The sequence below is a fragment of the Actinomycetospora rhizophila genome (assembly GCF_042657905.1).
GTDB lineage: Bacteria > Actinomycetota > Actinomycetes > Mycobacteriales > Pseudonocardiaceae > Actinomycetospora > Actinomycetospora rhizophila.
The window spans coordinates 543,577-567,544 of the sequence record NZ_JBHSKG010000001.1 but is presented as its reverse complement, the minus strand read 5'-3'; the positions used below and the strand labels follow the sequence as shown (position 1 = coordinate 567,544).

Below are 23,968 nucleotides of genomic sequence, written 5' to 3'. Positions count from 1 at the left end.
GGAGCCTCTCACCGACTTGTTCCCGGCGGGCTCAACTTCGCCGAAATCAGCGCGCGAGGTCGTCGACCGCGCTGGTCAGCTGCGCGTGCCGGAACCGGAACCCCAGGTCGAGCGCACGGCGCGGAACCATGCGCTGGCTCGTGACGATCATCTCGGCGGCGGGACCGAGCCGCGCGTGGACGGCGTCGGGGGGCTCCGTCCCCGTGCACGACGTGCCGGCCGACGCCGCGAGCGCGGTGGCGAGCTCGCGGTGGCGGACCGGTCCCGGCGCGACCACGTTGACCACGCCCCGGTACCGGTCGTCCTCGAGGGCGGCGACGAGCAGCCCCACCACGTCGTCGACGTGGACCCACGGCACCCACTGCTCGCCGGACCCGAGGACGGCCCCGCGGCCCTCGAGGAACGGGCGCCGGAAGAAGTCGAAGGCGCCGTGGCCGGGCCCCAGCACCACCCCGATCCGGGCCACGACGACCCGCACCGACGCCGGCGCCTCCCGGGCGGCGTCCTCCCAGTCGGCGTACACGTCGCCCAGGACGAGCTCCCGTGACGCCGGGGCGTCGTCGGCCAGCTCGGTGTCCCCGGCGTCACCGCCGACGGCGAAGCCGCTGGCGCTGACGAGCACGCCCGGTGAGTCGCGGCGGGCCAGCGCCCGCACGACGCGGCGCGTGACGTCGACCCGGCTGCGCCGCATGACCTCGACGTACTCCGGGGTCCAGCGCTGCTCGAACACGTTGCGGCCGGCGAGGTTGACGACCGCGCCCGCCGCGGCGACGGCGTCGTCGAGCTCGCCGTCGGCGCCCACCCACTCCCACGCCGGGTGCGCGGCGGCCGCCGCCGAGGGGTCGCGGGACACGCCGACGACCACGTGCCCGCGCGCGTGGAGGGCGACGGCCACCCGCGCGCCGATCCACCCGTTCGCCCCGGTGACGACGACCGGGCCCCCTGCGGTCATGCCACCACAGCCTAGGCCGGACGGGACCGGGTCAGGCGCGGTCGGAGCCGGTCCCCGGGCGTGTCGCCAGCGGCAGCAGCTCGCCCTCGTCCCACTTCACCGCGCGGGTGCCCAGCGGCACGCCGGTCTGCTGGGCCTCCATCATCTGCCCGTTGCCGAGATACATGGCGACGTGGTGGATGGTGTCCGGGTCCGACTCGTCGTACGCCCAGAACAGCAGATCACCGGGCTGCGCCTGCTCCACCGGGACGTGCGCGCCCGCGTGGTACTGGTCGCGGGAGACGCGCGGCAGCACGATCCCCGCCCGCTGGTAGGCGCGCAGCATGAGCCCGGAGCAGTCGTAGCTGCTCGGTCCGGTGGCGCCCCAGACGTAGGGCTTGCCGGTCTCGGCGGTCGCGAACTCGATGGCGGTGCGGGCGACGCCCGGCGGGAGGGCGGCGGCGGGCCCGGGGCCGGCCTCGGTGGCGGGGACGCACTCCTGGATCGCGCCGGCGACCCCCGCGAGGTCGGTGACGAGGCTGTTGGCCAGCGACTCCCACTTCGCGTAGGCGTTGGGGAACGCCGAGCGCTGCACGATCTGGGCGGCCTGGGTGACCGGCATGGTGTCCCAGCCGGGGACGAGGAGCAGGCGCTCGAGGAAGGTCCGCGTCGCGTACACCGGGTCGCGCACCTGCGCCGGCGAGCCCCAGCCCTGGCTCGGGCGCTGCTGGAACACGCCCAGCGAGTCGTGGTCGACCGCCACTTCCATGCCGACGGTGCCCATCTGGGACTCCTGCATGGCCGTCGCGAGCGCGACCACCCAGCCGCGCGGCGGCACCGCCATGCCCTTGGCGACGCCGATGATCGTCGCGGCGGTCTGGCGCTGCACCTCGTTGAGCTCGGCGGACGTCTGCGGGGCGTCACCGGACGGCCCGGTGCCCGTGCCGGCCTCGCACGTGCCGCTCTCGGCGCCCTCGTCGCCGCCGGGCACGAACTGGCCCGCCACGAGCAGCCCCCCGGCCAGGACGACCACCATGAACGCCGCGAGCCCCGCGACCGGCAGCAGCAGGCGCAGGATCCTCAGGCCGGGGGGCAGCCGGGGCGGGGTGATCACGGGTCACGACGCCCGGTCGTAGCCGGAGACGCGCCAGTCGCCCGGGCCCACCTGCACCAGGAGCAGCTCGAGGCGCACGGCGTCCGTGGGCACCTGCACCCGGACCGCCTCCGGGCGGACGTCGACGGCCTGCGGCGGGCCGGTGACGCGCGAGCCCGGCACGTTCGCCGGGTCGACCGACGCGAGCACCGCGAGGTACTCGTCGGTCGTGTACGGCGCCAGGCCGGCACTCCACTGCGCGGGCGTCGTCCCCGGCGGGTGCGTGGCCCACGCCTGCGTCCAGCGCTCGGCGACCGCCAGCGCGACCGGCGGGGCGGCGCTGAGCGGGAGGCTCTGGGGGCGCAGCTCGGTGATCGTCGGCTGGCCGGGTGCGGCCGTGGCGGTCCCGGGCGACGCCGACGGCGCCGGGCCGAGCGCGCGCCCCGAGCCCGCGCCGGGGGTGCCGACCGAGCCGCCGAGGTACGACACGCCCGCGACGATCGCGATGGCCACGACGACCACGAGGAACAGGCGCGCCGGGGAGTGCAGGGGCCACTCCCACAGCGCCCGGTAGGCCGCCGCGCGCCCCCGCCTAGTCCGGATCGGCACCTGCGCCTCCCTCGCCGGCGGAGCGCGGGGCGGGGGCCGACCGCGACGAGCGGGTCGACGACCCGGCGCCGATCGGGCGGCTGGGGCGGTAGATCCGGTAGACCGGCGCGCCGTCGACCAGCTCGGCCTGCACGGGGCGGCGCGGTCCCCCCGGCCCGCCCGCCTCGCCGGTGCGCGCGGCGACGCTGCGGTAGAGGCTGCGGTCGGCGTCGCTGATCTGGGCGCGCGCCGGGGTGGCGTCGCGGTCGCCGCGGGGCGCGGCCCCGGGCACCGCGCCCGACCCGCGGGGCAGGGCCCGGGCGGCGGTGCGGGAGGCGAGCGCGGCGGCGGGGTCGGCGTCGTGCCCGGGGCTGCCCGCGCCGGCGCCCACCCGCTCGCTGTCCACGCGCACCGGGGACGCGGGGTCGGCGATCCCGGCGGCCGCGACCGTCGGGTCGGTCCGCGACGGGGTGCTGCCCTCCGGGCGCCAGCCCGCGCCCGCGCCGGCGGCCTCGCGGCGCTCGGACCACCAGTCGTCCTGGCGGGCGGGCGAGCGCGGCAGGAAGCGCGAGAACATGCCGCCCCCGGCGGGCGGCAGCACGCCGCTCATCTGGTCGCGGGTCAGCGAGACCATCGCCGCGAGCCGGCGGAACGGTCGCGCCAGCGCCCACAGCACGATGGTCACGACCCCGGTGACCAGCAGCGCGAGCCACGTGTTCACCCCGGCGCCGGGCCGGAACAGCGCGATGACCATCAGCGAGTGCAGGCCCGCCATCGCGCCCACGAGCAGCGTGTTGACCAGCGCCGCGCCGCCGACGCGCAGGGTCGCGGGGAGCACCTCGGGCTTGAGCAGGGCGATCACGGCGAGCGCGGGCGCGATCATCACGAGCAGCCGGATGATCAGCATCGAGACGAGGATGAGCAGCTTGCTCATCAGCTGGAACAGCCCGATGCACACGGCCTGGATCAGCGCGAGCATGCCGGCGCCGGTGCGCGAGCCCTGGCGGCCCTGGAAGTAGCTGTACCGGTCCCCGGCGCGGTCGGCGACGGCCGTGAACTGCTGCTTCTTCGCGTCCGCGGTGGCCTGGGTGTCCTGGCCGTCCGCGACCTCCTGCTTGGTGAACGTCTGCGCCCGCAGCAGCTCCCGGCCCATGTCGCGGGCCTGGGGCACGTCGGCGGCCCCGAACTCCCCGCGCAGCCAGTTGTTGTAGACGATCTGGTCGGTCAGCACGGTCGGCAGGGTGTTCGCGTCGCCCACCCCGACCTGCGAGAGGAACCCGCGCTGCATCGCGGTGACGCCGTCGAGCAGGACGCCGTCGAGCATGCTCGACCAGCGCACGGGTGCCGCGTAGGCCGCCGCCGCGATCGCCAGGGCGATCACCGCGATCCCGGCCCGCTGGGCCTGGCGCGACAGGTCGCCGCGCATCGCGAGCACCAGCAGGATCGCCGCGAGCACGATGAGCGCGACCCCGACCCAGGTGGTGAACACCGCGTCGTACATCGCCGACGTCCCGGCCTGCACGATGCCGTCGAGCGGCGACAGCAGTCCGGAACCCTGTTCGATGAGGTAGTGCGCCCAGTTGACGCCGCCGACGACGAGCTTGGCGAGGTTGAAGAACTGGTTGCCCAGCCAGGTGTCGGTGGCCGCGGCGGGGTCGCGGGCGGCGCCCGGGCCGCACCCGAGGTCGTAGGTCCACCAGATCTGCCCGGCGTAGCCGACCTCGTGGTAGACGCTGCCCGGGGCGCCGACGCCGAGCGGGGCGGGGTCGAGCGAGCCGACGAGCCCCGTGCCGGGCCGGTCGGGGTCGGGCGGGGCCTTGCAGTCCAGCGGCGCCGCCGACGCCGGCAGGGCGACCAGCACCAGCCCCGTCAGCATGATGACGACGACCGTCGCGGCCCGCCGCCGGCCGGGTCGCGGCGCCGAGCGAGGGACGCCCTGACTGCGTCGGGGGCAGCGAGGGACGCCCTCGCGCTCCTGCTGGGCGCGCCGGGACCGCCGCCACCCCACGACGAGGGCGGCGACGAGGATCGCGACGGCGAGCGTCACCCGGGGGTCCCCGGCGCGCGGCGGCCGGCGCCCACCCACCGACCGGGGTCCTGCACCTCGCTGCCCTCGCGCCAGCCCGGGTTGCGGTCGGCCGGCGTCGTGACGGTCGCGTCGTCGGCCAGCTCGCCGACCGCGTCACCCGTGGTCTCGCCCTCGTCCATCACCCAGGCATCGGCCCACTCGTCGTCGCCCACGGGCGCCGGGTCCGGTGGGGCGTCGGCGACGGGGGCCGTGCCGCCGAGGTCGTCGTCGAGGTCGGGGGTGAGGTCGTCGAGGCGCTCGTCGAAGCCCACCCCCGACCGCGCGGTGATCGCCTCGGCGTCGGCGCGCTCGTCCAGCACCGTGCCCTCGACGACGGTGCGCTCCACGAGCGGGTCGCGCGACGGCGTCACCGGCGACACGCGCGCGGTGCCGGGCGGCGGGGTCGGGGCGCTCCGGGGCGGCGCGGCCGGCGGCGGTCCCACCGGGGGCACGACCGGCACCGGCCCGGTGCGCTCGGCGTCGGTCTCGGGCGGGACGGCGTGCGATCCGGTCCCCGGACCCGACCCCGGACCCGCCCCCGACGCTGCGGGCGGCAGCGTGCGGACACGGCGGGCGTCGGGGTTGGTGTCGAGGGTCTCGCGCAGGTGCTCGAGGTGCGGCCCCTCGAGGTCGATCCGGATCTTCTCCACGCCGCCGTGGCCGTCGGCGAACACGAACTGGCGGGGCGTGTCGTCGGGCCGGTCGTCGTGGCGGGGCCGCGGCGAGAGGGTGCCGAGCATCTCCTCGTAGCCGACCTCGGTGGGCACCCGCAGCAGGCGCAGCGCCTCGGCCTGCGCCTCCTCGTCGTCGGTGCGGCCGACGAACACCGCGTTGACCAGCGACGCGAACCCGGGCACGCGCAGCAGGTCGCCCGCGAGCTGGGAGGCGAACAGGGCGCGGACGTTGAACTTCCGCGAGTCGCGGGCGAGCCGGTCGATGAGCACCTTGCCGGTGGGGATCTGCGACAGGAAGTGCGTCTCGTCGAGCGCGACGCCCTTCCGCAGGTTCCGGTCGGCGGTGTAGATCGTGCGCTGGGTCAGCCAGGACGCGAGGTTGAGCAGCTCGACCGCGAGGGACTCGCCGTCGGTCCACTCCTCGCGCGGGCTGCCCGGGCGCGGCAGGGACATGCCCTGCATCGTCAGCACGGTGAGGCGGTAGTTCTCCTCGCCCTGCCAGGGGTCCGCGCGCGGGTCGGTGTTGCGGTCGGGGAACAGCAGCGCGGCCTGGGGCAGCTCGCGGCGCTCCTCGAGGAAGTCGGCGACGACGTCGGCGTGCTCCTCGCCCTCGCGCGCGTGGCGGCGCAGCACGGCGATGACCTGGCCGGGGTCGCGGTCCGGGGCGCCGCCGACCTCGCGCACCGCGCGCAGCAGCACGATCCGGGTGTGGGGCAGGCGCGCCACGTCGAAGGGCAGCAGGCCGGTGAGGACGTCGAGCACCAGGCGCCGGCGGGTCGCGGCGGCCAGCGAGCGCTCGCGGCGCCACGCCTTGTCCGGGTCGTCCTCGTCGAGGAAGTGGTCGCGGCGGGGCTCGGCCACCACGCGGTAGGGGTTGAGGATGCCGGGGTCGGCGCCCAGCAGGTGGATGTGGCGCGAGAACGGGGCGAGCTCCGGGAGCTTGGTCAGCTCGGCGAGCGGGCCCGACGGGTCGAGCACCGTCCAGCGGGCCCCGGCGCGCAGCGTCTTGTAGACGAGCAGGCCGGTGAGGAACGACTTGCCCGACCCCAGCCCGCCCACGACGGCGGTGAGGCCCGACGCGCGCCGGACCTCCTGCGCCATCCACGGGTCCCACGCCACCGGGCGGCGGGTGGCCGTGCAGGTCTCGCCGATCATGATCCCGCGCCGGTCGCCGACCGACGCCGACGCGGCCGGCACACCCGCGGCCACCCAGGTCACCGAGCCGCGGCGCCGGTAGGCCGTGGACGCGAGCGGCTCGCCGGGGATGAACTCGCGCGCGTAGGCGTACTGCGCCTCCGGGTGCTCCATCGCGACCCGCGGGCGGTAGAGGTCGAGCACCTGCTGCGCGCGCGTGAGCGCCTCGCCCTCGTCGCGACCCGACACCGCGACGCGCCACCAGCCGTAGACCCGGGTGTTGAGCTGCGTGAGCCCGCCGGAGAGCTCGTCCTCGATCTGCAGCACCCGGTCGGCCTGGCGCGACAGCGACATCGGCGGGTCGAGGTCGTGGTCGTGGGTGTAGTGCCGGATCTGGCTGCGCACCTTGCCCATCTGGCGCTGCAGCTCGCCCGCGACCTCCTCGGGCTTGCGCACGTAGATCCGCGCCGACCACTCGACGGGGAACGGGAGACGGTCGCTGCGCTGCATCCACGGGTCGTCGGCCTCGGGGATGCGCAGCGCGTCCATGAGGCCCACCGACAGCACCGCGACGTGCCGCTGCACCGGCTGGGTGCCGAAGCGCCCGAGCACCTGCACGGTCGGCGCGTACGGCTCCTGCTGCAGCGCGACCCCGTCGGTGAACGCGGCGAGGTCCTCGGCCTCCCAGTGCTCGCCCGACGCCGGCGCGACCGTGCGCGGCGCGGGCAGCCCCAGCGAGCACGAGCGGTGCATCAGCCAGGCCATGTCCTCGGCGGTGGCCGGCACCGCGTCGAGGCCCGCCCGCGAGACCAGCGCCTCGACGTGCGCGATCTCGGACTCCAGCGCGGCCAGCTCCGCGGTCGCCGCCGACGGGACCAGGCGGCCCAGCACCGGCGCCGCGCCCTCGAGCCAGCGGTCGACCACCGAGCGCCCGGAGACCTCGACGCCGAGGAAGACCTCCTTGTCCGACATCGACAGGCCCATGAGGTGGCGCTGCTCGCCCTCGAGGAAGCTCTCCCAGCTCAGCGCGCCGGGGACGTCGGGGAGGCGCCCGGGCGCGTTGTGGTCGAACGTCTCGGCCCACAGCGCCACGGGGTAGGGCCGCGAGGTGACCCGGACGTGCAGCCAGCGGCCCTGCAGCTCGCCGAGCTGCGTGGCGATCTGGCGGATGAGCGTCTCGCGCTGGGTGTCGCTGCGGAAGCTCCACGGCTGCGGGGCGAGGCGGTACCAGGCGGTGACGGCCGACGCCGTGCGCGCGAGGTTGCCGTCGATGGCGCGCAGCGAGATCGCGGGCCGGTAGCCCGCGGCGGGCGACTCGCCGACCAGCGAGCGACCGCGCCGCCCGCGTCCGCCGTGCTGACCCGCGGTGCTCGTCCGGGCCGGGCGCAGGCCGCTCGACGAGTCGCCGGCCTCGATCGCCGGAGGTGGGGAGTCGGGAGCGCGCCGGGACCTACCGCGGCGCAGCACCGGGATCTCCTCGTCGGTCGGCGTCGCGCGAGCGCGAGCCCGGGCCGAACGGGGCAGCGGTGCCCTCGGTGCTCCCGGTGCCGGACGGGCCCGCGGGCTCGTTCGACATCGGCCAGCCCGGACGTCGGCGCGGGCGCACCGCGCGCCGCTGGGTGCGGTCGGGATCGGGGTCGGCCGCGTCCTTGCGGGCGGAGCCGACCCGGCGCGCCGGCACGGCCTCGCGCCGGGTGCGGGCACCGGTCCACGCGGCCATCGTCGCGTCGCCCCGGCGCGGGTCCGGGACGGGCGGCAGCTCGGCGGGCTTCCCCCCGGGCTTCTCGGCCGGCTTCTCGGCGAGCTCCTCGCGCGCCACGGGATCGCCGACGTCGGCGCTCGACGGCGGGCCGAAGTCCGCCTCGGCCGCCGCACGGGCCCGGGCCGCCGCCCGCTCGGCGCGGGCGCGCCGGCGGGCCTCGGTGGCCGCGCTCGGGACCCGGCCGCCGCGGGCCGCGCGGGCGTGCGAGGGCCCGGCCTGTGCCACGCCGGGCGTGTCGGCGGTCTCCGCGGCGGGCTCCGCGGGCACCTCGGCGACGGGCTCGGCGACGGGCTCGGCGACCAGCACCTCGCCGTCGCGCGGCGGCGGGCCCCAGGCGGCGTCGTCGGCGGGGTCCACCGCCACCGGCCGGGCGGGCTTGTCCGCCGCGCCGCTGCTGCCCCGCGGGAGGGCGATCGCGGTGGGCGCGCCCGTGAGCTTCGGACGGTCGCGGCGCACGGTCACGTGCCCGGTGGTCAGCGCCCCGCCGGTGACGCGGTGGCGGGCCCGGGGCCCGCGCAGCTCGTGGACGAACAGCGTCAGCCACTCCAACAGCGGGCGCTCGTCGTTGATGCGCCGGGACACGAAGCGGGTGACCGCGACGGTGATCAGCAGCGCCCACGCCACGGAGAAGAAACCGAGGTCGATGCCCAGGCGGCGCTGCACGAACATCACCACGAGCATGACGATCAGCCCGACGCCGTAGGCGGAGTAGCGGGCGCGCCAGGGGAACGTCGCGCGCGGCGGACCCAGCCAGACGGCGTCGACGCGGTAGACCTCGTCGTCGGTGCGGATGTGCACCCGCGTCACCCGGTGATGAGCTGGGCGAAGAACGCTCCGACACGCGCGCCCGCACCGGGCGTCAGGGCGATGCCGAGGGCGATCAGACCGATGATCAGACCGATGCTGCGGCGCGCGACGCCGGCGTTGTCACCGCGTCCGCCGATCCACAACATGATGATCGCGATGCCCAGGAGGATCAGCGGGACGATGTTGTCCTGGATCCAGCCCTGGAGCCCGCCGGTCCCCGGAGCCTGCGCGACGAGGTCGGCGCCGAGGAACGTGACGGTCATGGCGGTCCTCCCGCGAACGTGCTGGTCGATGTGCCGGACGTTCTCGACCGGTCGAGTAAACACGGCACCCTGAGGGAATCCAACACCTTCGGTAACGGGTCGGTCACACCCGCCGACGGCCGTTGAGCACCCGCTCACCACGCCCTCCCCCACAGGCGTGCTCGCATCGTCGACCCTCCGCGACCGGCGGGTGGTGTCGACCCGCTCTCCTGGTCCGGAAGAGCCTATCGTGATCCACACGCCACGAGCCGTCATCACGCTCCGGCGTGGCGCGACCGCGTTCGCGATCGCAAAGCATCGCTCGTCCGTGTCGCCGGTCGGCGCCGCCGGGAGCGGCGATCGGACGAACGCTGCGGTTACCGGTGAGTAGCATCGGTCACCTCTCGGAGCGCCGAGGTCCCTACCGGCCGTTACAGTGCCGCCGACGCAGTCGTTGTCTCACCGGGTCCTCCACCACGGGCCCGGTCCACTCCGGAGGTCCCGTCGTGATCGTCCGTTTGGTCCTGGGGCTCGCCCTGACCCTGGTCGTGGTCGTCGTGGCCGCGCGCCGGGCCTGGTGGCTCTACACCCTGATCGCCTCCGGCCAGCCCGACGCGAAGCGCGCCGACGGCCTCGGCGCGCGCGTGCGCGCCCAGTTCGTGGAGGTGTTCGGGCAGCGCAAGCTGCTGCGCTGGTCCATCCCCGGCCTCGCCCACCTCTTCACGATGTGGGGCTTCATCATCCTGCTGACGGTCTACATCGAGGCCTACGGCGCCCTGTTCGTCGAGGACTTCCACATCCCGCTGATCGGGCGCTGGGCGGTCCTCGGCTTCCTGCAGGACTTCATCGCGATCATGGTGCTGATCTCGATCATCGCCTTCGCGATCATGCGCGTGCAGCAGGCGCCGGAGCGTCGCGCCCGCACCTCCCGCTTCTACGGCAGCCACACCGGCGGGGCCTGGCTGATCCTGTTCCTGATCTTCAACGTCGTCTGGACGCTGTTCGCCTTCCGCGGCGCGTCCTCGGCGCTGGGCTACTTCCCGTACGACTCGGGCGCCTGGGCCTCGATCGGGGTCGGCACGCTGTTCTCCGGCATCCCGGTCGGCGTCCTCGGGGTCCTCGAGTCGGTCTTCCTGCTGCTGCACATCGGCGTCGCGCTGGGCTTCCTCATCGTGGTGCTCTACTCGAAGCACCTGCACATCTTCATCGCGCCGATCAACGTCTCGGCCAAGCGCCTGCCGAAGGCGCTGGGCCCGGTGCCGCCGATCGAGCACGAGGGCAAGCCGATCGACTTCGAGGACCCGCCCGAGGAGGCGTCCTTCGGTCGCGGCAAGATCGAGGACTTCACCTGGAAGGGCATGCTCGACTTCGCGACCTGCACCGAGTGCGGTCGCTGCCAGAGCCAGTGCCCGGCGTGGAACACCGGCAAGCCGCTCTCGCCCAAGCTCCTGATCATGGACCTGCGCGACCACATGTTCGCGAAGGCGCCGTACATGCTCGGGAGCAAGGAGGTCGACGAGGGCGCGGCCACCCAGGACGGCACGACCAACGCCGGCGGCGACGAGGTCGGGCACGGCCACGGCGTGCCCGAGTCGGGCTACGAGCGCCACCGCGGCACCGACGTCCTGCAGGCCACCCGCCCGCTCGTCGGCGACGCGGAGTCCCTCGGCGTCATCGACCCCGACGTCCTCTGGTCGTGCACGACGTGCGGCGCCTGCGTCGAGCAGTGCCCGGTCGACATCGAGCACGTCGACCACATCATCGACATGCGCCGCAACCAGGTCATGATCGAGTCGGAGTTCCCGGCCGAGCTCGGGGTGCTGTTCCGTAACCTCGAGAACAAGGGCAACCCCTGGGGCCAGAACAACTCCAGCCGCATGGACTGGGCGAAGGACCTGCCCTTCGAGGTGCCCGAGTTCGACGGCGAGCTGCGCCCCGAGACCGAGTACCTGTTCTTCATCGGCTGCGCCGGCGCGTTCGACGACAACGCCAAGAAGACGGTGCGCGCCACCGCCGAGCTCCTGCACATCGCGGGCGTCGACTACGTCGTGCTCGGCAAGGAGGAGAGCTGCACGGGCGACCCGGCGCGGCGCTCGGGCAACGAATTCCTCTTCCAGATGATGGCGATGCAGACCAAGGAGATGCTCGACGCCGTCTTCGAGGGCCGCGAGCCGGGGACGCGCAAGATCGTCACCACCTGCCCGCACTGCATGAACACCCTGGGCCGCGAGTACCCGCAGCTCGAGGGGCACTACGAGGTCGTGCACCACACCCAGCTGCTCAACCAGCTCGTCCGCGAGAAGAAGCTGGTGCCGGTGGCGCCGGAGTCCTCGCCGGTCCCCGCCGCGAAGAAGATCGACATCAACCCGGCGACGGGCCTGCAGTACCACGGGCCCCACTCCGACGGCACCGAGCGCGGGCTGATCCCCGCCGACGGCCACGGCACGCCGGGCCACGACGGCGACCAGGCCGCGCCCGCCGCGGTGGCGCTCGCCGAGAAGGAGTCGACGAACGGGCACGCGGGGTCGAACGGGAACGGGCACGCCGCCCGCAAGACCGTCACCTACCACGACCCCTGCTACCTGGGCCGGCACAACGAGGTCTACAGCCCGCCGCGCGAGCTGGTCGAGGCCGCGGGCGCCGAGCTCAAGGAGATGCCCCGCCACGCCGACCGTGCCCTGTGCTGCGGCGCCGGGGGTGCGCGGATGTGGATGGAGGAGCACATCGGCAAGCGCATCAACATGGAGCGTGTCGACGAGGCGATCTCCACCGAGACCGACACGATCGCGACCGGCTGCCCGTTCTGCCGCGTGATGCTCACCGACGGCCTCACCGAGCGCCAGAGCGAGGCCAAGGCCGTCGGCACCGAGGTCATGGACGTCTCGCAGATGCTCCTCGCCGCGGTGAAGCGCGGGGACCCGGCGGAGACCGCGGAGACCGACCACGAGGGCGACTCCGACCCCGACACCGCGGCCACCTCGGCCAACGTGCAGAACCCGTCGACCGAGAGCTGATCCCGGCGCGACGAACGACCGGCGCCGTCGCTGCTCCGCGAGCAGCGACGGCGCCGTTCGCGTCTCCGCGCCGTCTCCGCGCCGTGCTCCGGCCGGCAGCGAACGGGCCGTTCGCGGCTTCTATGCGCGCGAAGTCCCCGGTCGCACTCCCCAGAGGCGGCGACCTGGGGCGCGGATGGGCTGAGGGCTCGGCGCGTTGTCGGTGGGCCTCGATAGGGTCCGTTCGTGCTGCTCTCCGACGGCGACATCCGCGCCGAGATCGCGGCCGGGCGTGTCGGGCTCGACCCGTTCGACGCGACGCTGCTGCAGCCCTCGAGCGTCGACCTGCGCCTCGACCGGCACTTCCGCACGTTCAACAACCACGCCTACACCCACATCGACCCCGCGACGCAGCAGGACGACCTGACGCGCATGGTCGAGCCGGCGCCGGACGAGGCGTTCGTGCTGCACCCCGGCGAGTTCGTGCTCGGCTCGACGTACGAGGTCATCTCGCTGCCCGAAGACATCGCCGGACGCCTGGAGGGCAAGGCCCTCGCCGTCGACACCCCGGTCCCGACACCGACGGGCTGGACGACGATGGGCGACGTGCGCGTCGGCGACGAGGTCTTCGGCCTCGACGGGCGCCCCGTGCGGGTCGTCGCGGCGACCGAGGTCATGCTCGGTCGCCCCTGCTACGACGTCCGGTTCTCCGACGGTGAGGTCATCACCGCCGACGCCGCGCACCTCTGGCGGACGACGACGAAGCCCGCGCGCAAGCGTCAACGACCCGCATCCGTCAGCACCACGGCGGAGGTCGCCGCCAGCCTGCGGTGGCGCGACGAGGTGAACCACCACGTCGAGCTGGCGAACGCGGTGCGCTGCCCGGAGGCCGACCTCCCGATCGACCCGTACGTCCTCGGGGTGTGGCTGGGCGACGGCACGAGCACCACGGCCGAGGTCACCTGCGGTCCCGGCGACGAGCAGGTCCTCGAGGAGATGCGCGCAGCGGGCCACGACGTGTGGAAGGCGAGCGGTCGGTACGCCTACCGCGTCGGCGGACTCAGTCGGGGTCGCGTCGGCAGGACGCGCGACGCGGGTGGGCGCTACAGCGGGGACGGGTCGCTCTCGACCTCGCTCCGCGCGCTCGGTGTGCTCGGCAACAAGCACATTCCCGTGGCCTACCTCCGCGGGAGCATCGGCCAGCGCCTCGCGCTTCTCCAGGGTCTCATGGACTCCGACGGCTACGTCGACATCGCGGGGCGCTGCGAGTTCGTCAACATGCGCGAGGACCTGTCGAACGGTGTCGCCGAGCTCGCCGCCAGCCTCGGCCTGCGCCCGCGACAGCGCAAGAAACAAGCCACCTTGGGCGGCGTCGAGCACGGCATCGCGCACCAGGTGAAGTTCACGCCCTGGTTCGAGGTCTTCCGGCTGGAGCGCAAGGTGGCACGGCTGAAGACGGCCGACCGCCGGCACCACCTGCACCGCGGGATCGTCGACGTCCAGCCGACCGGGTCGCGCCCCGTCCGCTGCATCCAGGTGTCGGCGGACGACGGGATGTTCCTGGTCGGGCACACCTTCATCCCGACACACAACTCGAGTCTCGGGCGCCTCGGCCTGCTCACCCATTCCACTGCCGGATTCATCGACCCCGGCTTCTCCGGCCACGTCACGCTCGAGCTCTCGAACGTCGCGAACCTGCCGATCCGGCTCTGGCCCGGGATGAAGGTCGGGCAGCTGTGCCTGTTCCGGCTCTCCTCGCCCGCCGAGCACCCGTACGGGTCGCCGGTCTACGGCTCGCGCTACCAGGACCAGCGGGGCCCGACGCCGTCGCGCTCGTACGTCAACTTCCGCCGCGGCCTGCCGCCGGAGGACTCCTAGGCGCGTTCCCACGTCGCCGGGAGGACTCAGTCGACGAGCCCGCCGGCGCGGTGTACGCGGTTGCGGCCGGCGTTCTTCGCCGAGTACAGCGCCCGGTCGGCCTCGCTGAGCAGCGCCTCGCCGTCGCCCGCGTGCTCGGGGAGCCCCGCGACGCCGAACGACGCCGTCACCAGCTGCTTGTCGCCGCGCCGGAAGTCCTCCTCGACCCGGACCCGCAGGCGCTCGGCCAGCTTGGCCGCGTCGTCGGGCCCGCCGCGGGTGACGAGGATGGCGAACTCCTCGCCGCCGTAGCGGTAGGCGGTCTCCCCGTCGCGCATCGCGGTCCGCAGCGTCGAGGCGACCTCCTGGAGCACGACGTCGCCCTGCTGGTGGCCGTAGCGGTCGTTGAGCTCCTTGAAGTGGTCGAGGTCGAGCATGATCACCGACATCGGCGAGGAGTGCCGCTTGGCGTTCGCCACCGCCGCGTCGAGGTCCGCCCCCAGTCGCCGCCGGTTGGCCAGCTGCGTGAGCGGGTCGAACTGCGAGAGTCGCTCGGTGGCGGCGTGCAGGCGGCTGGCCTCGATCGCCGAGCCGGACAGCGTCGCGAGCATCTCCACCGCCGACAGGCGCTGGCCGTCGACCTCGCCGTCGGGCGAGTCGTAGCACTCGAGGATGCCGATCACCCGCGCACCGACGACCAGCGGGACCGCCACCGCGGCGTCCTCGCCGGTGTCGGGGTCGCCGCGCGAGATCTGGCCGTAGCGCGCCGAGCGCCCCACGACGCCGACCCCGAGGTTGCAGTGGGTCTCCATCGGCGAGACCGCGCCGCGGTCGGAGTCGTAGGCGAGCTCGAGGCCGTTGCCGTCCTCCTCCAGCAGCCACAGCAGCACCCGCCCGTCGGTGACGGCCACGGCCGCCTGCACCGTCGAGTCGATGACGTAGCGCGTGTTGAGACTGCCCGCGATCTCGCGGGTCATGATCAGGATCGTGCGCAGGCGGTCGGTCTGGGACTGCAGGCGCTCGGCCTGGGCCGCGGCCTCCTCCCGCTGCCGGCGCAGCGCGACGGTCATGTCGGCGAGGCCGTCGCGCAGCGCCACGAGCTCGGCCGATCCCGAGACGGGCTCCGGGGGCGTGAGCCGGCCCTCGCCGATGCCCCGGACCGACGCGAGCAGGCCGTCGACGGGCGTGACGACGTGGCGTTGGAGGCGCTGGCGGCCCCGGAGGGCGACGACGAGCGTGCCGATGCCGATGACGGCGATGAGCACCCCGATGACCCACTGCGCGACCACCGCGTCGGCGTCGGCGGACTCGATGGCGTCGAGGACGTCGACGCGGGTGCCGTCCTTGCGGGCGCGGTAGTCGTCGAAGAGCGCCGTGCCCTGCTTGAGGAACGTCTCCGCGCCGCCGGGCGGCGGCAGGCGCCGCGCCTGGTCGGCCCACTCGGTGCGCCAGCGCTGCTGGGCGAGCAGGAGGGCCAGCACGTCCTGGCGGAGCTGCGGCTCCTCGAGGAGGTTGACCATCTGGCTGTCGGCGGCCGCGAGCCGCGGGGCGGCGTCGGTGGCGCTGTCGGTGAAGAACCGGTCACCGGTCGCGAGGTAGCCCCGCAACGAAGCGTCCATGTCGAGCATCGCCTGGTGGGAGTCCTCGAGCGCGAGGAGACCGTCCTGCAGGCGCTGGTCGGCCGGCGCCGTCACCGCCACCGACCAGACCAGCCGGAAAACGACGAGCAGCACGATGAGCAGGGCGGCGATCGACACCGTGAGGCCCAGCCGCTGGACCTCGTGGATCAACCTCGGTGCTCGCCTCACCGACCCCCGCCCTCCTGGTGCGCCGACTGTCCACCAGGACCATCAGGCTGACGGTGCATGACGTTAGCCGGGACCGGGTAATTGACTCCACTTTTCGTGCACTCCTCATCACTGAGTGATGATGTCGGGGGTGCTCGTCGCGGAGGGTGACGTTTCGTCAGGCGGACAGCGTGCGGTGCGTCGGCAGGCGCACGACCCGCGGCCCGTGGCCGGGCTCGGGGCGCTCCCGCACGAGGCGGTGCGCGGCCGCGGCCGCGCGGACGTTCTCGGGGGCGACGTCCGGCGCGTCCTGGGTGGCGACGAGCGCGGCGATGGCCGCCTGGTTGGCGGTCTCCACCCCGGTCACCCCGTCGACGGGCACCGCGACCACCGGCACCCCGCGCCAGACGGCCACCTGGGTGGCGGCGAGCGCGGTGGCCGAACCGCCGCGCACGAGCACGGCTGCCGGGGTGTCGTCGGCGACGAGATCGTCGAGCCGCGGCAGCATCGCCGCCACCTCCGCCACCGGTCCGGCGTCGGGCGTCTCGACGAGCAGCACCCGGCCGGCGAGGGCCCCGAGGTCGTCGAGCACCTCGTCGACCGCCATCGGGTCGGGCCCGGTGGCGACGAGGACGGGGCGTACCTCGGGATCGCGCTCACCGAGCGGCGCGAGGGCGTTCGCGTCCTCCGCGGACGCGACGATGACGAACAGTTCCGGGAGGGAGCGCTCGTGCTGCTCACGGGCAGTCATGGCGTCCTCCTCCTCGGGCGTCTCCGGTCCCATGTCGCTGACCAGCCAACACGACGCGCAGCCCCAGCAGCAGGGCCTGGTCGCGGATCTACCCTGTCGACCTAACCTACCGTGACGCTGAGTACGCGCACGTCGCACCCGGCTCGTGATCGCACCGTGATCGAGCGGTGAACGACACGGATGTGATTGCGCCCCGCGCCGGATCGAACGACCCCGGATCGGATCTCCGGCCCGGACACCGGGCCGGCGCGGACGCCGTGTAGGCTGCGGATCGCAACGCGCGAGTGTAGTTCAATGGTAGAACATCAGCTTCCCAAGCTGAGAACGCGGGTTCGATTCCCGTCACTCGCTCCAGACTCGTTTATGCAGGTCAGCGGCCCGCTCACCGATCATCGGAGGGCGGGCCGTCGTCGTCGCGGGGCACCGCAAACCTCGTTGCGCCGGCCCCGCGCCCGCCGCCAGGGTGCGCGGATGATCGTGCGACGCGAGCACCCCGAGGACGTCCCGGCGGTGCGCGCCGTGGTCGCCGCCGCGTTCCAGGAGAGCGCGGGCAGGATCCCCGTCGAGGTCGTCCTGCTCGACCGCCTGCGGGAGGACGGGGGCTGGATCCCGCGGTTCTCCCTGGTGGCGGAGGAGGACGGCGCGGTCGTCGGGCACGTCGTCGCCACCCGGGGCGACGTCGGCGACCGGCCCGGCCTCGGGATCGGACCGGTCGCCGTGCGTCCCGACCGGCAGGGGCGCGGCGTCGGCACGGCGCTGCTGCACGCCCTGCTCGGGGCCGCCGAGGCGCGGGACGAGGAGCTCGTCGTGCTCCTCGGCGAGCCCGCCTACTACGCGCGGTTCGGCTTCGTCCCGGCCGCCGAGCACGGCGTCGACGCGCCCGACCCGGCGTGGGGCCGGTACTTCCAGGCCCGCGTGTTCACACCGGCCGCCCCGCGAGGGGCGTTCCGCTACGCCGCGCCCTTCGGGGACCTGTGATCACCCGACCACCAGCGCCGCGCACCGCGGGCCGGCGGGACCGTCGGCGACGAGGTAGCTCGCCCGGAAGTCCGCGATCACCGAGGCGTCGCCGGCGAGGCGCAGGAAGCGCCCCTCGTGGCGCGCGCAGCTGTCGTTGAGCAGCACCGTCGCGGCGTCCTCGACGACGGTCCGGTCGAACCCGACGTGCCGCAGGCCCTGGACCTGCCCGCGGACCACGCCGATCACCTGGTCCGGCTCGTGCAGCCAGCCGCTGGCGCCCGGCGCGCTGAGCAGCATCGGCACCCCGTAGAAGTCGAGGATCGCCTCGACGTCGTCACGGTCGCCGCGGCCGAGGGCCACGAACAGGTCGAGGTAGGCGTCGAACCACGTGGTGACGTCGCGGGTGTCCACGGGTCCGCATCCTGCCGCGCCCCGGTCATTCGGCGAGCAGCTCGTCCAGCTTCTCGTAGCCCTCGTTGACGCCGATCTCCATGCCGCTGGCGACCATGCCGTCCCGGGCCGACAGCGACTCGAACACCGACAGGCCCTCGAGGCGGGTCCGCCCGTCCCCGAGGTCGATGAAGGTCATCGTCTCGAGGGTCACCGAGTCGGGGAAGCCCTCGTAGGTGAAGGTCTGGACGATCCGCTCGCTCGGCCGGACCTCGTGGAACGAGCCGAAGAACGTGTACTCGCCGTCGGCGTCCCGGTGGGTGTAGCGGTACGCGCCGCCGGTGCGGGCGTCGTAGGTGTCGATCTCCATCGTCAGGTCGCGCGGGCCGAGCCAGCGCTTGACGAGATCGGGCTCGACGTGGGCGCGGAAGACGTTCTCGCGCGGCGCGTCGAACTCGCGGGTGATGACGACCGTCGGCGCCGCGGGGTCGGCGGTGATCGTGGTCTCGCGGGTCGTGGTGCCCATCAGGATGCTCCTCGTTCGCGGTCGGTCGGGGCTGTGTGCTGGTCGGCGTCCATCTCGGCGAGCACATCGTCGAGACGGCGGTAGCGCTCCTCCGCCTGGCGCCGGTAGCGCTCGATCCACTTGGTCATCAGGTCGAAGACCTCCGCCTCGAGGTGGACCGGCCGCCGTTGCGCCTCGCGCGTGCGGCTCACCAGCCCGGCCTCCTCCAGCACCTTGAGGTGCTTGGACACCGCCTGGACGCTGACGTCGTAGGGCTCGGCGAGCTCGTTGACGCCGGCGTCGGCATCGGCCAGGCGGGCCACCATGTCGCGCCGGATGGGGTCGGCGAGGGCCGAGAACACCCGGGAGAGCTGGTCGTCCACACTCACTCCTTGCTCAACCTTACGGTTGAAAAGACCGTACCGCCGATCCACCCCTTGCTCAACCCTTGAGTTGAATTGACCGTGGGAGAGGATGTCGACCATGACCGATGGTGCGTCCCGGATCGACCCCGAGCTCGCCGCGGCGATCACCCGCCTCGAGACCGACGGCTGGTTGCCGCTGTGGCGCGAGGACGTCGCCGAGGCGCGCCGCAGCTACCGCGAGCTGGCGCTGATCCGCCGCGGCGAGGCCGCGGCGGTCGGCTCGGTGCACGACGACGTGGTGCCCGGGCAGGACGCCGACGTCGCCGTGCGCGTCTACGAGCCCGCCGGCGAGCAGCGCGCGATCACCGTGGTGTGGCTGCACGGCGGCGGCTGGGTGCTGGGCGACCTGGACACCGCCGACGGGGCGGCCCGGCGCGTGTGCACGCACCTCGGCGCCACCGTGGTCTCGGTCGACTACCGGCTCGCCCCCGAGCACCCCCACCCCGCGCCCGTCACCGACGCCCACACCGCGCTGCGCTGGGCGGCGACACTGCGGCCGTCGGATCGCCTCGTGATCGGCGGCGACAGCGCCGGCGCCGGCCTCGCGGCGGGCGCGGCCCTGCTGGCCCGCGACTGGGGCCCGCGGCTCGACGCGCAGCTGCTGCTCTACCCCGGGCTCGACCCGACGATGAGCTCGCCGTCGATCGCCGAGAACGCCGGCGGCCCCTTCCTCACCCGCGCCGACCTGGACTGGTTCTGGGGCCACTACGCCCCCGGGCCCGGTGCCGGCGACGACCCCGCGCTGGCGCCGCTGAGCGACCCCGACGGTCTCGACGGCGTCGCCCCGGCCGTCGTCGCCACCGCCGAGCTCGACCCGCTGCGCGACGAGGGCCGCGCCTACGCGGACGCCCTCGAGGCGGCGGGCGTCGCGGTCCGCCGGCCCGAGGGCGCGCACCTCGTGCACGGGTACTTCGGGCTGGCCGCGGCCTCGGTGGCCGCTCGGGAGGAGGGCGACCGCGCCCTCGACGCGCTCGGCGCCCTCCTCGGAGCCTGAGCCCCCGACCTGAGGGCCCCGACACGCGCGGGACCGCCGGACGACCTCGCCGTGCGGTGAAGGGTCCGCGACCCCGAACGGCCGCTGACCTCGCCGGTCGACCCGACCGCCCGCCGTCGGGGCGACCGCTCGGCGCGCCCGGTCGTCCGCCCGCGGGCATGCACGGGAACGCATCGGCAACCCCGGCCGCCCACCGGACCTCTCGCCGTCACGGACACGCGACCGTCCCCGATCGGGGGCCTCCAGGACGGGGAGGGGCGTGCCGGGGCGCGCGCGGACCTCGCTATGTTCAGCCGGTCCGATCACGGATTGGTCACGGCGACGGCTCCCCCTCGTACCGCCGGGCCCATCCCGACGACGAGGAGGTGATGGTGAGCCGTCACGGAGTAGGTGACCCCGACACCGTCCCGTTCTCCCTCAGCAATGCCCCGACGGGCCGACGGACAAACCGGCCGTCCCGTTCCTCGACGACGGGCTCGATCCTCGTCGCGGCGGTCGCCGCCGGTGCGGTGCTCCCGGCGATCCAGACCCTCGACACCCACGTCGCCGACGCCGAGGCCCCCGCGGCACCCGACGCCGCGACCGCCTCGCTCGCGCTCGCCGCGCAGCACGCGCCCGCGCCCGCTCGCCACGCCGTCGGTGGGGTCAGCCCCATCGCGATGCCCGCCTCCACGGCGGCGGCCACCACGTCGTCCTCCTCGTCGGACTCCGACGCCAGCGCCGGCGACGAGAACGACGTCTCCTCGCTGATCAAGTCGATGAGCGTCACGCGCGAGAACGGCCCGCTCGAGTTCGGCACGCCCTACGAGGCCGGCAACGAGCGGACCCTGGACGGGCAGATCGCCAAGGCCCTCGGGCTCATGGGCCTGCCGCAGCGCCTGGCCCCCGGCGTCAAGAAGATCATCATGCGGGAGTCGACGGGCCGCGCGAACGCGGTCAACGACTGGGACTCCAACGCCTCGGCGGGCACGCCGTCGAAGGGGCTCATGCAGCTCATCGACACGACCTTCCGCAACGCGGTGCTGCCCGAGCTGGCGGACCGCGGCATCTTCGACCCGGTCGCCAACATCACCGCCGGCGTCCGCACGATGGTCGCCAACCACAGCATCGAGGACGTCGAGGCCGGCGGCCTGCGCAACTCGGCGGGCAACTACATCGGCTACGGCGGCGCGGCCATCCCGGACGACGGTCTCGGCCGGGCCGACTGAGCCCCTCCCGCCCGGGGAGCGTCAGCCGGCCAGCGCCGCCACGAGCTTGCGCATCGCCGACGCCGCGCTCGGGCTGACGGTCGGCCCGAGGACCGCGAGGCTGGAGAGCAGCGCCGCCGCCTCGGGCAGGTCGAGGTGGACGGCGGCGGGGGCGTCGACGCGCGCGAGGCTCACCCCGCCGCCCCGCCCGGGGTGCGTCGCGATCGGGACGCCGCCGTCGCGGAGGCGCTCGACGTCGCGGGCCGGCGTGCGGGCCGAGACGCCGAGGTCACGCGCGAGGTCGGCGATCCGCAGCCGCGCGCCCCGGGCGGCGTGCAGGCGCTCGATGACCGCCTGCTGGCGCTCGACCCGGCGCAGCGCGAGGTGGCCGTCACGGGAGGCCGCGGCGAGGTCCACGACCGGGACGATGCCAGAACACGACACCGGCGTGTCCGGTTCCGTCCCTAGCGTCGCCACCGTGACCGACACCGTCGAGACCTTCTTCGCCGCCTACGCGGCGGCCCTGCTCGCCCGCGACGAGCAGGCCGTCGCCGATCTCTACGCCGTGCCCGCGCTCGTGCTCTTCCCCGGCACCTCGATCGCGGTGGGCGACCGCGGGCAGACCGCGGCGTTCTTCGCCTCGTCCTGGTCGCAGTACGAGGACACCGCCGCCGCCGACCCCACCATCACGATCATGGGTGAGGGCCCGGTCGGCGTCTGGGCCGACGTGACCTGGGACCACGGCCACGGCCCGGCCGAGCGCTTCTGCTACCAGCTCGTGGCGGGCGAGGACGGCTACCGGATCGCCGTCCTCACCCTCCTCGACCTACCCGAGGAGCACTAGACGTCCGGCCCCTTCTGCAGCACCGGGCGCAGGGTGTCGAGCACGCTCGCGTCGTCGATGGTCGAGGGCACCGCCTCGTCCTTGCCGTCGGCGATGCCGCGCATGGTCTTGCGCAGCACCTTGCCCGAGCGGGTCTTGGGCAGCGCCGGGACGATCGCGACGTTCTTGAACGACGCGACGGCGCCGACCTCGTCGCGGACCATCGTCACCAGCTCGGCGGAAAGCTCGGCCTCGTCACGCTCGACACCGGCCTTGAGCACGACGAACCCGCGCGGGACCTGGCCCTTCATGGCGTCGTGCACCCCGATCACGGCGCACTCGGCGACGTCCTGGTGCCCCGAGAGGACCTCCTCCATCGACCCGGTCGACAGGCGGTGGCCGGCGACGTTGATGACGTCGTCGGTGCGGCCCATGACGTAGAGGTAGCCGTCCTCGTCGAGGTAGCCGCCGTCGCCGGTGAGGTAGTAGCCCTCGTAGCGCGACATGTACGACTCGCGGAAGCGCTCGTCGTCCTGCCACAGCGTCTGCAGGCAGCCCGGCGGCAGCGGGAGCTTGATCGTGATCGCGCCCTCCTCGCCGTGCGGCAGCACGGTGCCGTCGACGTCGAGGATCTCCACCTGGTAGCCGGGGACGACCACCGACGGCGAGCCGGCCTTGAGCTCCATCGGCTCGAGGCCGCGCAGGTTGGCGGCGATCGGCCAGCCCGTCTCGGTCTGCCACCAGTGGTCGACCACCGGCACGCCGAGCTTCTCCGACGCCCACGTCCAGGTCTCGGGGTCGAGGCGCTCGCCGGCGAGGAAGAGCGTCCGGAGGCTGGAGATGTCGTACTGCTGCAGGTACGTCGCGTCCGGGTCCTCCTTCTTGATGCCGCGGAACGCCGTCGGCGCGGTGAAGAGCGCCTTGACGCCGTGCTCCTGCACCACGCGCCAGAACTGGCCGGCGTCGGGGGTGCCGATCGGCTTGCCCTCGTAGAGCACGGTCGTCGCCCCGATCAGCAGCGGCGCGTAGACGATGTAGGAGTGCCCGACGACCCAGCCGACGTCGGAGGCGGTGAACATGACCTCGCCGGGTCCGACGTCGTAGATGTTGGTCATCGACCACGCCAGGGCGACGGCGTGCCCGCCGTTGTCGCGCTGGACGCCCTTGGGCTTGCCGGTGGTGCCCGAGGTGTAGAGGACGTAGAGCGGGTCGGTGGCCGCGACCGGCACGCACTCGGCGGGCTCGGCGTGCTTCACGGCCTCGGCCCAGTCGACGTCGCGCGCGCCCATCTCGGCGGTGTACTGCGGGCGCTGGAAGACGATCGAGGGACCCGGGTCGTGCGAGGCGAGCTCGATGGCCTTGTCGAGCAGCGGCTTGTACTCGACGATCCGCTTGCCCTCGATGCCGCAGGACGCGCTGACGATCGCCGAGGGCGTGGCGTCGTCGATGCGCACGGCGAGCTCGCGGGCGGCGAACCCGCCGAAGACCACCGAGTGGATCGCCCCGAGCCGCGCGCAGGCGAGCATGGCGACGGCCGCCTCGGGGATCATCGGCATGTAGATGATCACGCGGTCGCCCTTGCCGACTCCCTGCGCGCGCAGGACGCCCGCGAACGCGGCGACACGGTCGCGCAGCTCGCGGTAGGTGAAGCGCTGCCGGTCGTCGGTCACGGGCGAGTCGTGGATCAGGGCGACCTGGTCGCCGCGCCCGCCGTCGACGTGGCGGTCGAGGGCGTTGTGGCAGGTGTTGAGCTCGCCGCCGACGAACCACTGCGAGAACGGCAGCGCCGACGCGTCCACGATCGTCTCGGGCTCGCGGTACCAGTCGATCAGGCCGGCGGCCTCGCGCCAGAATCCGTCGGGGTCGTTCATGCTGCGGTCGTAGGCCTGCCGGTACTCGCCACTCATGGCCCGGACCCTAGCCACGCGCCCGGACCCCGCGCACCGTCCGACCGGCCGCACGGATCGTTCCGTTGTGGAAGGTTCCGTACGCTGACG

The 23,968-nt window shown here is 74.1% G+C and carries 19 protein-coding genes, 1 tRNA gene and 3 pseudogenes; 9 read left to right on the top strand and 14 right to left on the bottom strand.

Features of this window, described 5'->3' with window-relative positions:
- Positions 1-46: 46 nt before the first annotated feature.
- From ACFPK1_RS02725 to ACFPK1_RS02695, 7 genes are all read right to left on the bottom strand, one after another.
- Positions 47-952, bottom strand: coding sequence for a TIGR01777 family oxidoreductase (locus ACFPK1_RS02725; RefSeq protein WP_378019342.1), 906 nt, complete (start codon positions 950-952; stop codon positions 47-49).
- Positions 953-983: 31 nt separating this feature from the next.
- Complete coding sequence (locus ACFPK1_RS02720; protein WP_417281741.1) at positions 984-1,967, bottom strand: C40 family peptidase; 984 nt, start codon at positions 1,965-1,967, stop codon at positions 984-986.
- A gap of 81 nt (positions 1,968-2,048) precedes the next feature.
- On the bottom strand, positions 2,049-2,633 hold the full coding sequence (locus tag ACFPK1_RS02715; RefSeq protein ID WP_378019340.1) for a hypothetical protein: 585 nt from the start codon (positions 2,631-2,633) through the stop codon (positions 2,049-2,051).
- Positions 2,617-4,659, bottom strand: coding sequence for a hypothetical protein (locus ACFPK1_RS02710; RefSeq protein ID WP_378019339.1), 2,043 nt, complete (start codon positions 4,657-4,659; stop codon positions 2,617-2,619). The genes ACFPK1_RS02715 and ACFPK1_RS02710 overlap by 17 nt, the downstream gene beginning before the upstream one ends.
- On the bottom strand, positions 4,656-7,877 hold the full coding sequence (locus tag ACFPK1_RS02705) for an ATP-binding protein (RefSeq protein ID WP_378019553.1): 3,222 nt from the start codon (positions 7,875-7,877) through the stop codon (positions 4,656-4,658). The genes ACFPK1_RS02710 and ACFPK1_RS02705 overlap by 4 nt, the downstream gene beginning before the upstream one ends.
- A gap of 61 nt (positions 7,878-7,938) precedes the next feature.
- Positions 7,939-9,057, bottom strand: coding sequence for a hypothetical protein (locus ACFPK1_RS02700; RefSeq protein WP_378019338.1), 1,119 nt, complete (start codon positions 9,055-9,057; stop codon positions 7,939-7,941).
- On the bottom strand, positions 9,054-9,320 hold the full coding sequence (locus ACFPK1_RS02695) for a hypothetical protein (RefSeq protein ID WP_133828392.1): 267 nt from the start codon (positions 9,318-9,320) through the stop codon (positions 9,054-9,056). Before ACFPK1_RS02695 ends, ACFPK1_RS02700 begins: the two co-directional genes overlap by 4 nt.
- 485 nt (positions 9,321-9,805) lie before the next feature.
- On the opposite strand from ACFPK1_RS02695, the gene ACFPK1_RS02690 reads away from it, so the two are divergent.
- The 4 genes and pseudogenes from ACFPK1_RS02690 to dcd form a co-directional block, all read left to right on the top strand.
- Complete coding sequence (locus ACFPK1_RS02690; RefSeq protein ID WP_378019337.1) at positions 9,806-12,313, top strand: heterodisulfide reductase-related iron-sulfur binding cluster; 2,508 nt, start codon at positions 9,806-9,808, stop codon at positions 12,311-12,313.
- A 225-nt stretch (positions 12,314-12,538) separates the two neighbouring features.
- Positions 12,539-12,844 (top strand): annotated as a pseudogene (locus ACFPK1_RS02685) (dCTP deaminase); the annotation flags it as partial.
- 45 nt (positions 12,845-12,889) lie between these two features.
- Positions 12,890-13,681, top strand: a pseudogene (locus tag ACFPK1_RS02680) (LAGLIDADG family homing endonuclease); the annotation flags it as partial.
- Positions 13,682-13,885: 204 nt separating this feature from the next.
- Positions 13,886-14,170 (top strand): annotated as a pseudogene (gene dcd / locus ACFPK1_RS02675) (dCTP deaminase); the annotation flags it as partial.
- Between the two features lie 26 nt (positions 14,171-14,196).
- On the opposite strand, the gene ACFPK1_RS02670 reads toward dcd, so the two are convergent.
- Together ACFPK1_RS02670 and ACFPK1_RS02665 are read right to left on the bottom strand one after the other, a co-directional pair.
- Entirely contained in the window at positions 14,197-15,957 is a 1,761-nt protein-coding gene (locus ACFPK1_RS02670) for a diguanylate cyclase domain-containing protein (protein ID WP_378019336.1), read from the bottom strand.
- A gap of 157 nt (positions 15,958-16,114) precedes the next feature.
- Entirely contained in the window at positions 16,115-16,687 is a 573-nt protein-coding gene (locus ACFPK1_RS02665; protein ID WP_378019335.1) for a glycosyltransferase family protein, read from the bottom strand.
- A gap of 280 nt (positions 16,688-16,967) precedes the next feature.
- Here ACFPK1_RS02665 and ACFPK1_RS02660 point away from each other — a divergent pair.
- A tRNA-Gly gene (locus ACFPK1_RS02660) sits at positions 16,968-17,041 on the top strand.
- 117 nt (positions 17,042-17,158) lie between these two features.
- Complete coding sequence (locus tag ACFPK1_RS02655) at positions 17,159-17,665, top strand: GNAT family N-acetyltransferase (protein WP_378019334.1); 507 nt, start codon at positions 17,159-17,161, stop codon at positions 17,663-17,665.
- Here ACFPK1_RS02655 and ACFPK1_RS02650 read toward each other — a convergent pair whose 3' ends face one another.
- The 3 genes from ACFPK1_RS02650 to ACFPK1_RS02640 are packed head-to-tail and all read right to left on the bottom strand — an operon-like array spanning position 17,666 to position 18,925.
- Positions 17,666-18,058, bottom strand: a complete 393-nt coding sequence (locus ACFPK1_RS02650; RefSeq protein WP_378019333.1) for a DUF6841 family protein — start codon at positions 18,056-18,058, stop codon at positions 17,666-17,668.
- A 25-nt stretch (positions 18,059-18,083) separates the two neighbouring features.
- Positions 18,084-18,563, bottom strand: a complete 480-nt coding sequence (locus ACFPK1_RS02645; RefSeq protein ID WP_378019332.1) for an SRPBCC family protein — start codon at positions 18,561-18,563, stop codon at positions 18,084-18,086.
- The gene (locus ACFPK1_RS02640; protein WP_378019331.1) at positions 18,563-18,925 is read right to left on the bottom strand and encodes an ArsR/SmtB family transcription factor; all 363 of its coding nucleotides are present in this window, start codon (positions 18,923-18,925) and stop codon (positions 18,563-18,565) included. The genes ACFPK1_RS02645 and ACFPK1_RS02640 overlap by 1 nt, the downstream gene beginning before the upstream one ends.
- Positions 18,926-19,025: 100 nt before the next feature.
- On the opposite strand from ACFPK1_RS02640, the gene ACFPK1_RS02635 reads away from it, so the two are divergent.
- Positions 19,026-19,961 (top strand): alpha/beta hydrolase, encoded by a 936-nt coding sequence (locus tag ACFPK1_RS02635; protein WP_378019330.1) that lies wholly within the window; start codon positions 19,026-19,028, stop codon positions 19,959-19,961.
- Positions 19,962-20,470: 509 nt separating this feature from the next.
- Positions 20,471-21,169, top strand: coding sequence for a transglycosylase SLT domain-containing protein (locus ACFPK1_RS02630; RefSeq protein WP_378019329.1), 699 nt, complete (start codon positions 20,471-20,473; stop codon positions 21,167-21,169).
- Positions 21,170-21,190: 21 nt separating this feature from the next.
- On the opposite strand, the gene ACFPK1_RS02625 is transcribed toward ACFPK1_RS02630, so the two are convergent.
- On the bottom strand, positions 21,191-21,565 hold the full coding sequence (locus tag ACFPK1_RS02625) for a helix-turn-helix transcriptional regulator (RefSeq protein ID WP_378019328.1): 375 nt from the start codon (positions 21,563-21,565) through the stop codon (positions 21,191-21,193).
- A 61-nt stretch (positions 21,566-21,626) separates the two neighbouring features.
- On the opposite strand from ACFPK1_RS02625, the gene ACFPK1_RS02620 reads away from it, so the two are divergent.
- On the top strand, positions 21,627-21,992 hold the full coding sequence (locus ACFPK1_RS02620) for a hypothetical protein (protein WP_378019327.1): 366 nt from the start codon (positions 21,627-21,629) through the stop codon (positions 21,990-21,992).
- Here the strand turns inward: ACFPK1_RS02620 and ACFPK1_RS02615 are convergent.
- On the bottom strand, positions 21,989-23,878 hold the full coding sequence (locus ACFPK1_RS02615; protein ID WP_378019326.1) for a propionyl-CoA synthetase: 1,890 nt from the start codon (positions 23,876-23,878) through the stop codon (positions 21,989-21,991). The two genes, ACFPK1_RS02620 and ACFPK1_RS02615, sit on opposite strands and share 4 nt — an antisense overlap.
- Positions 23,879-23,968: the final 90 nt, after the last annotated feature.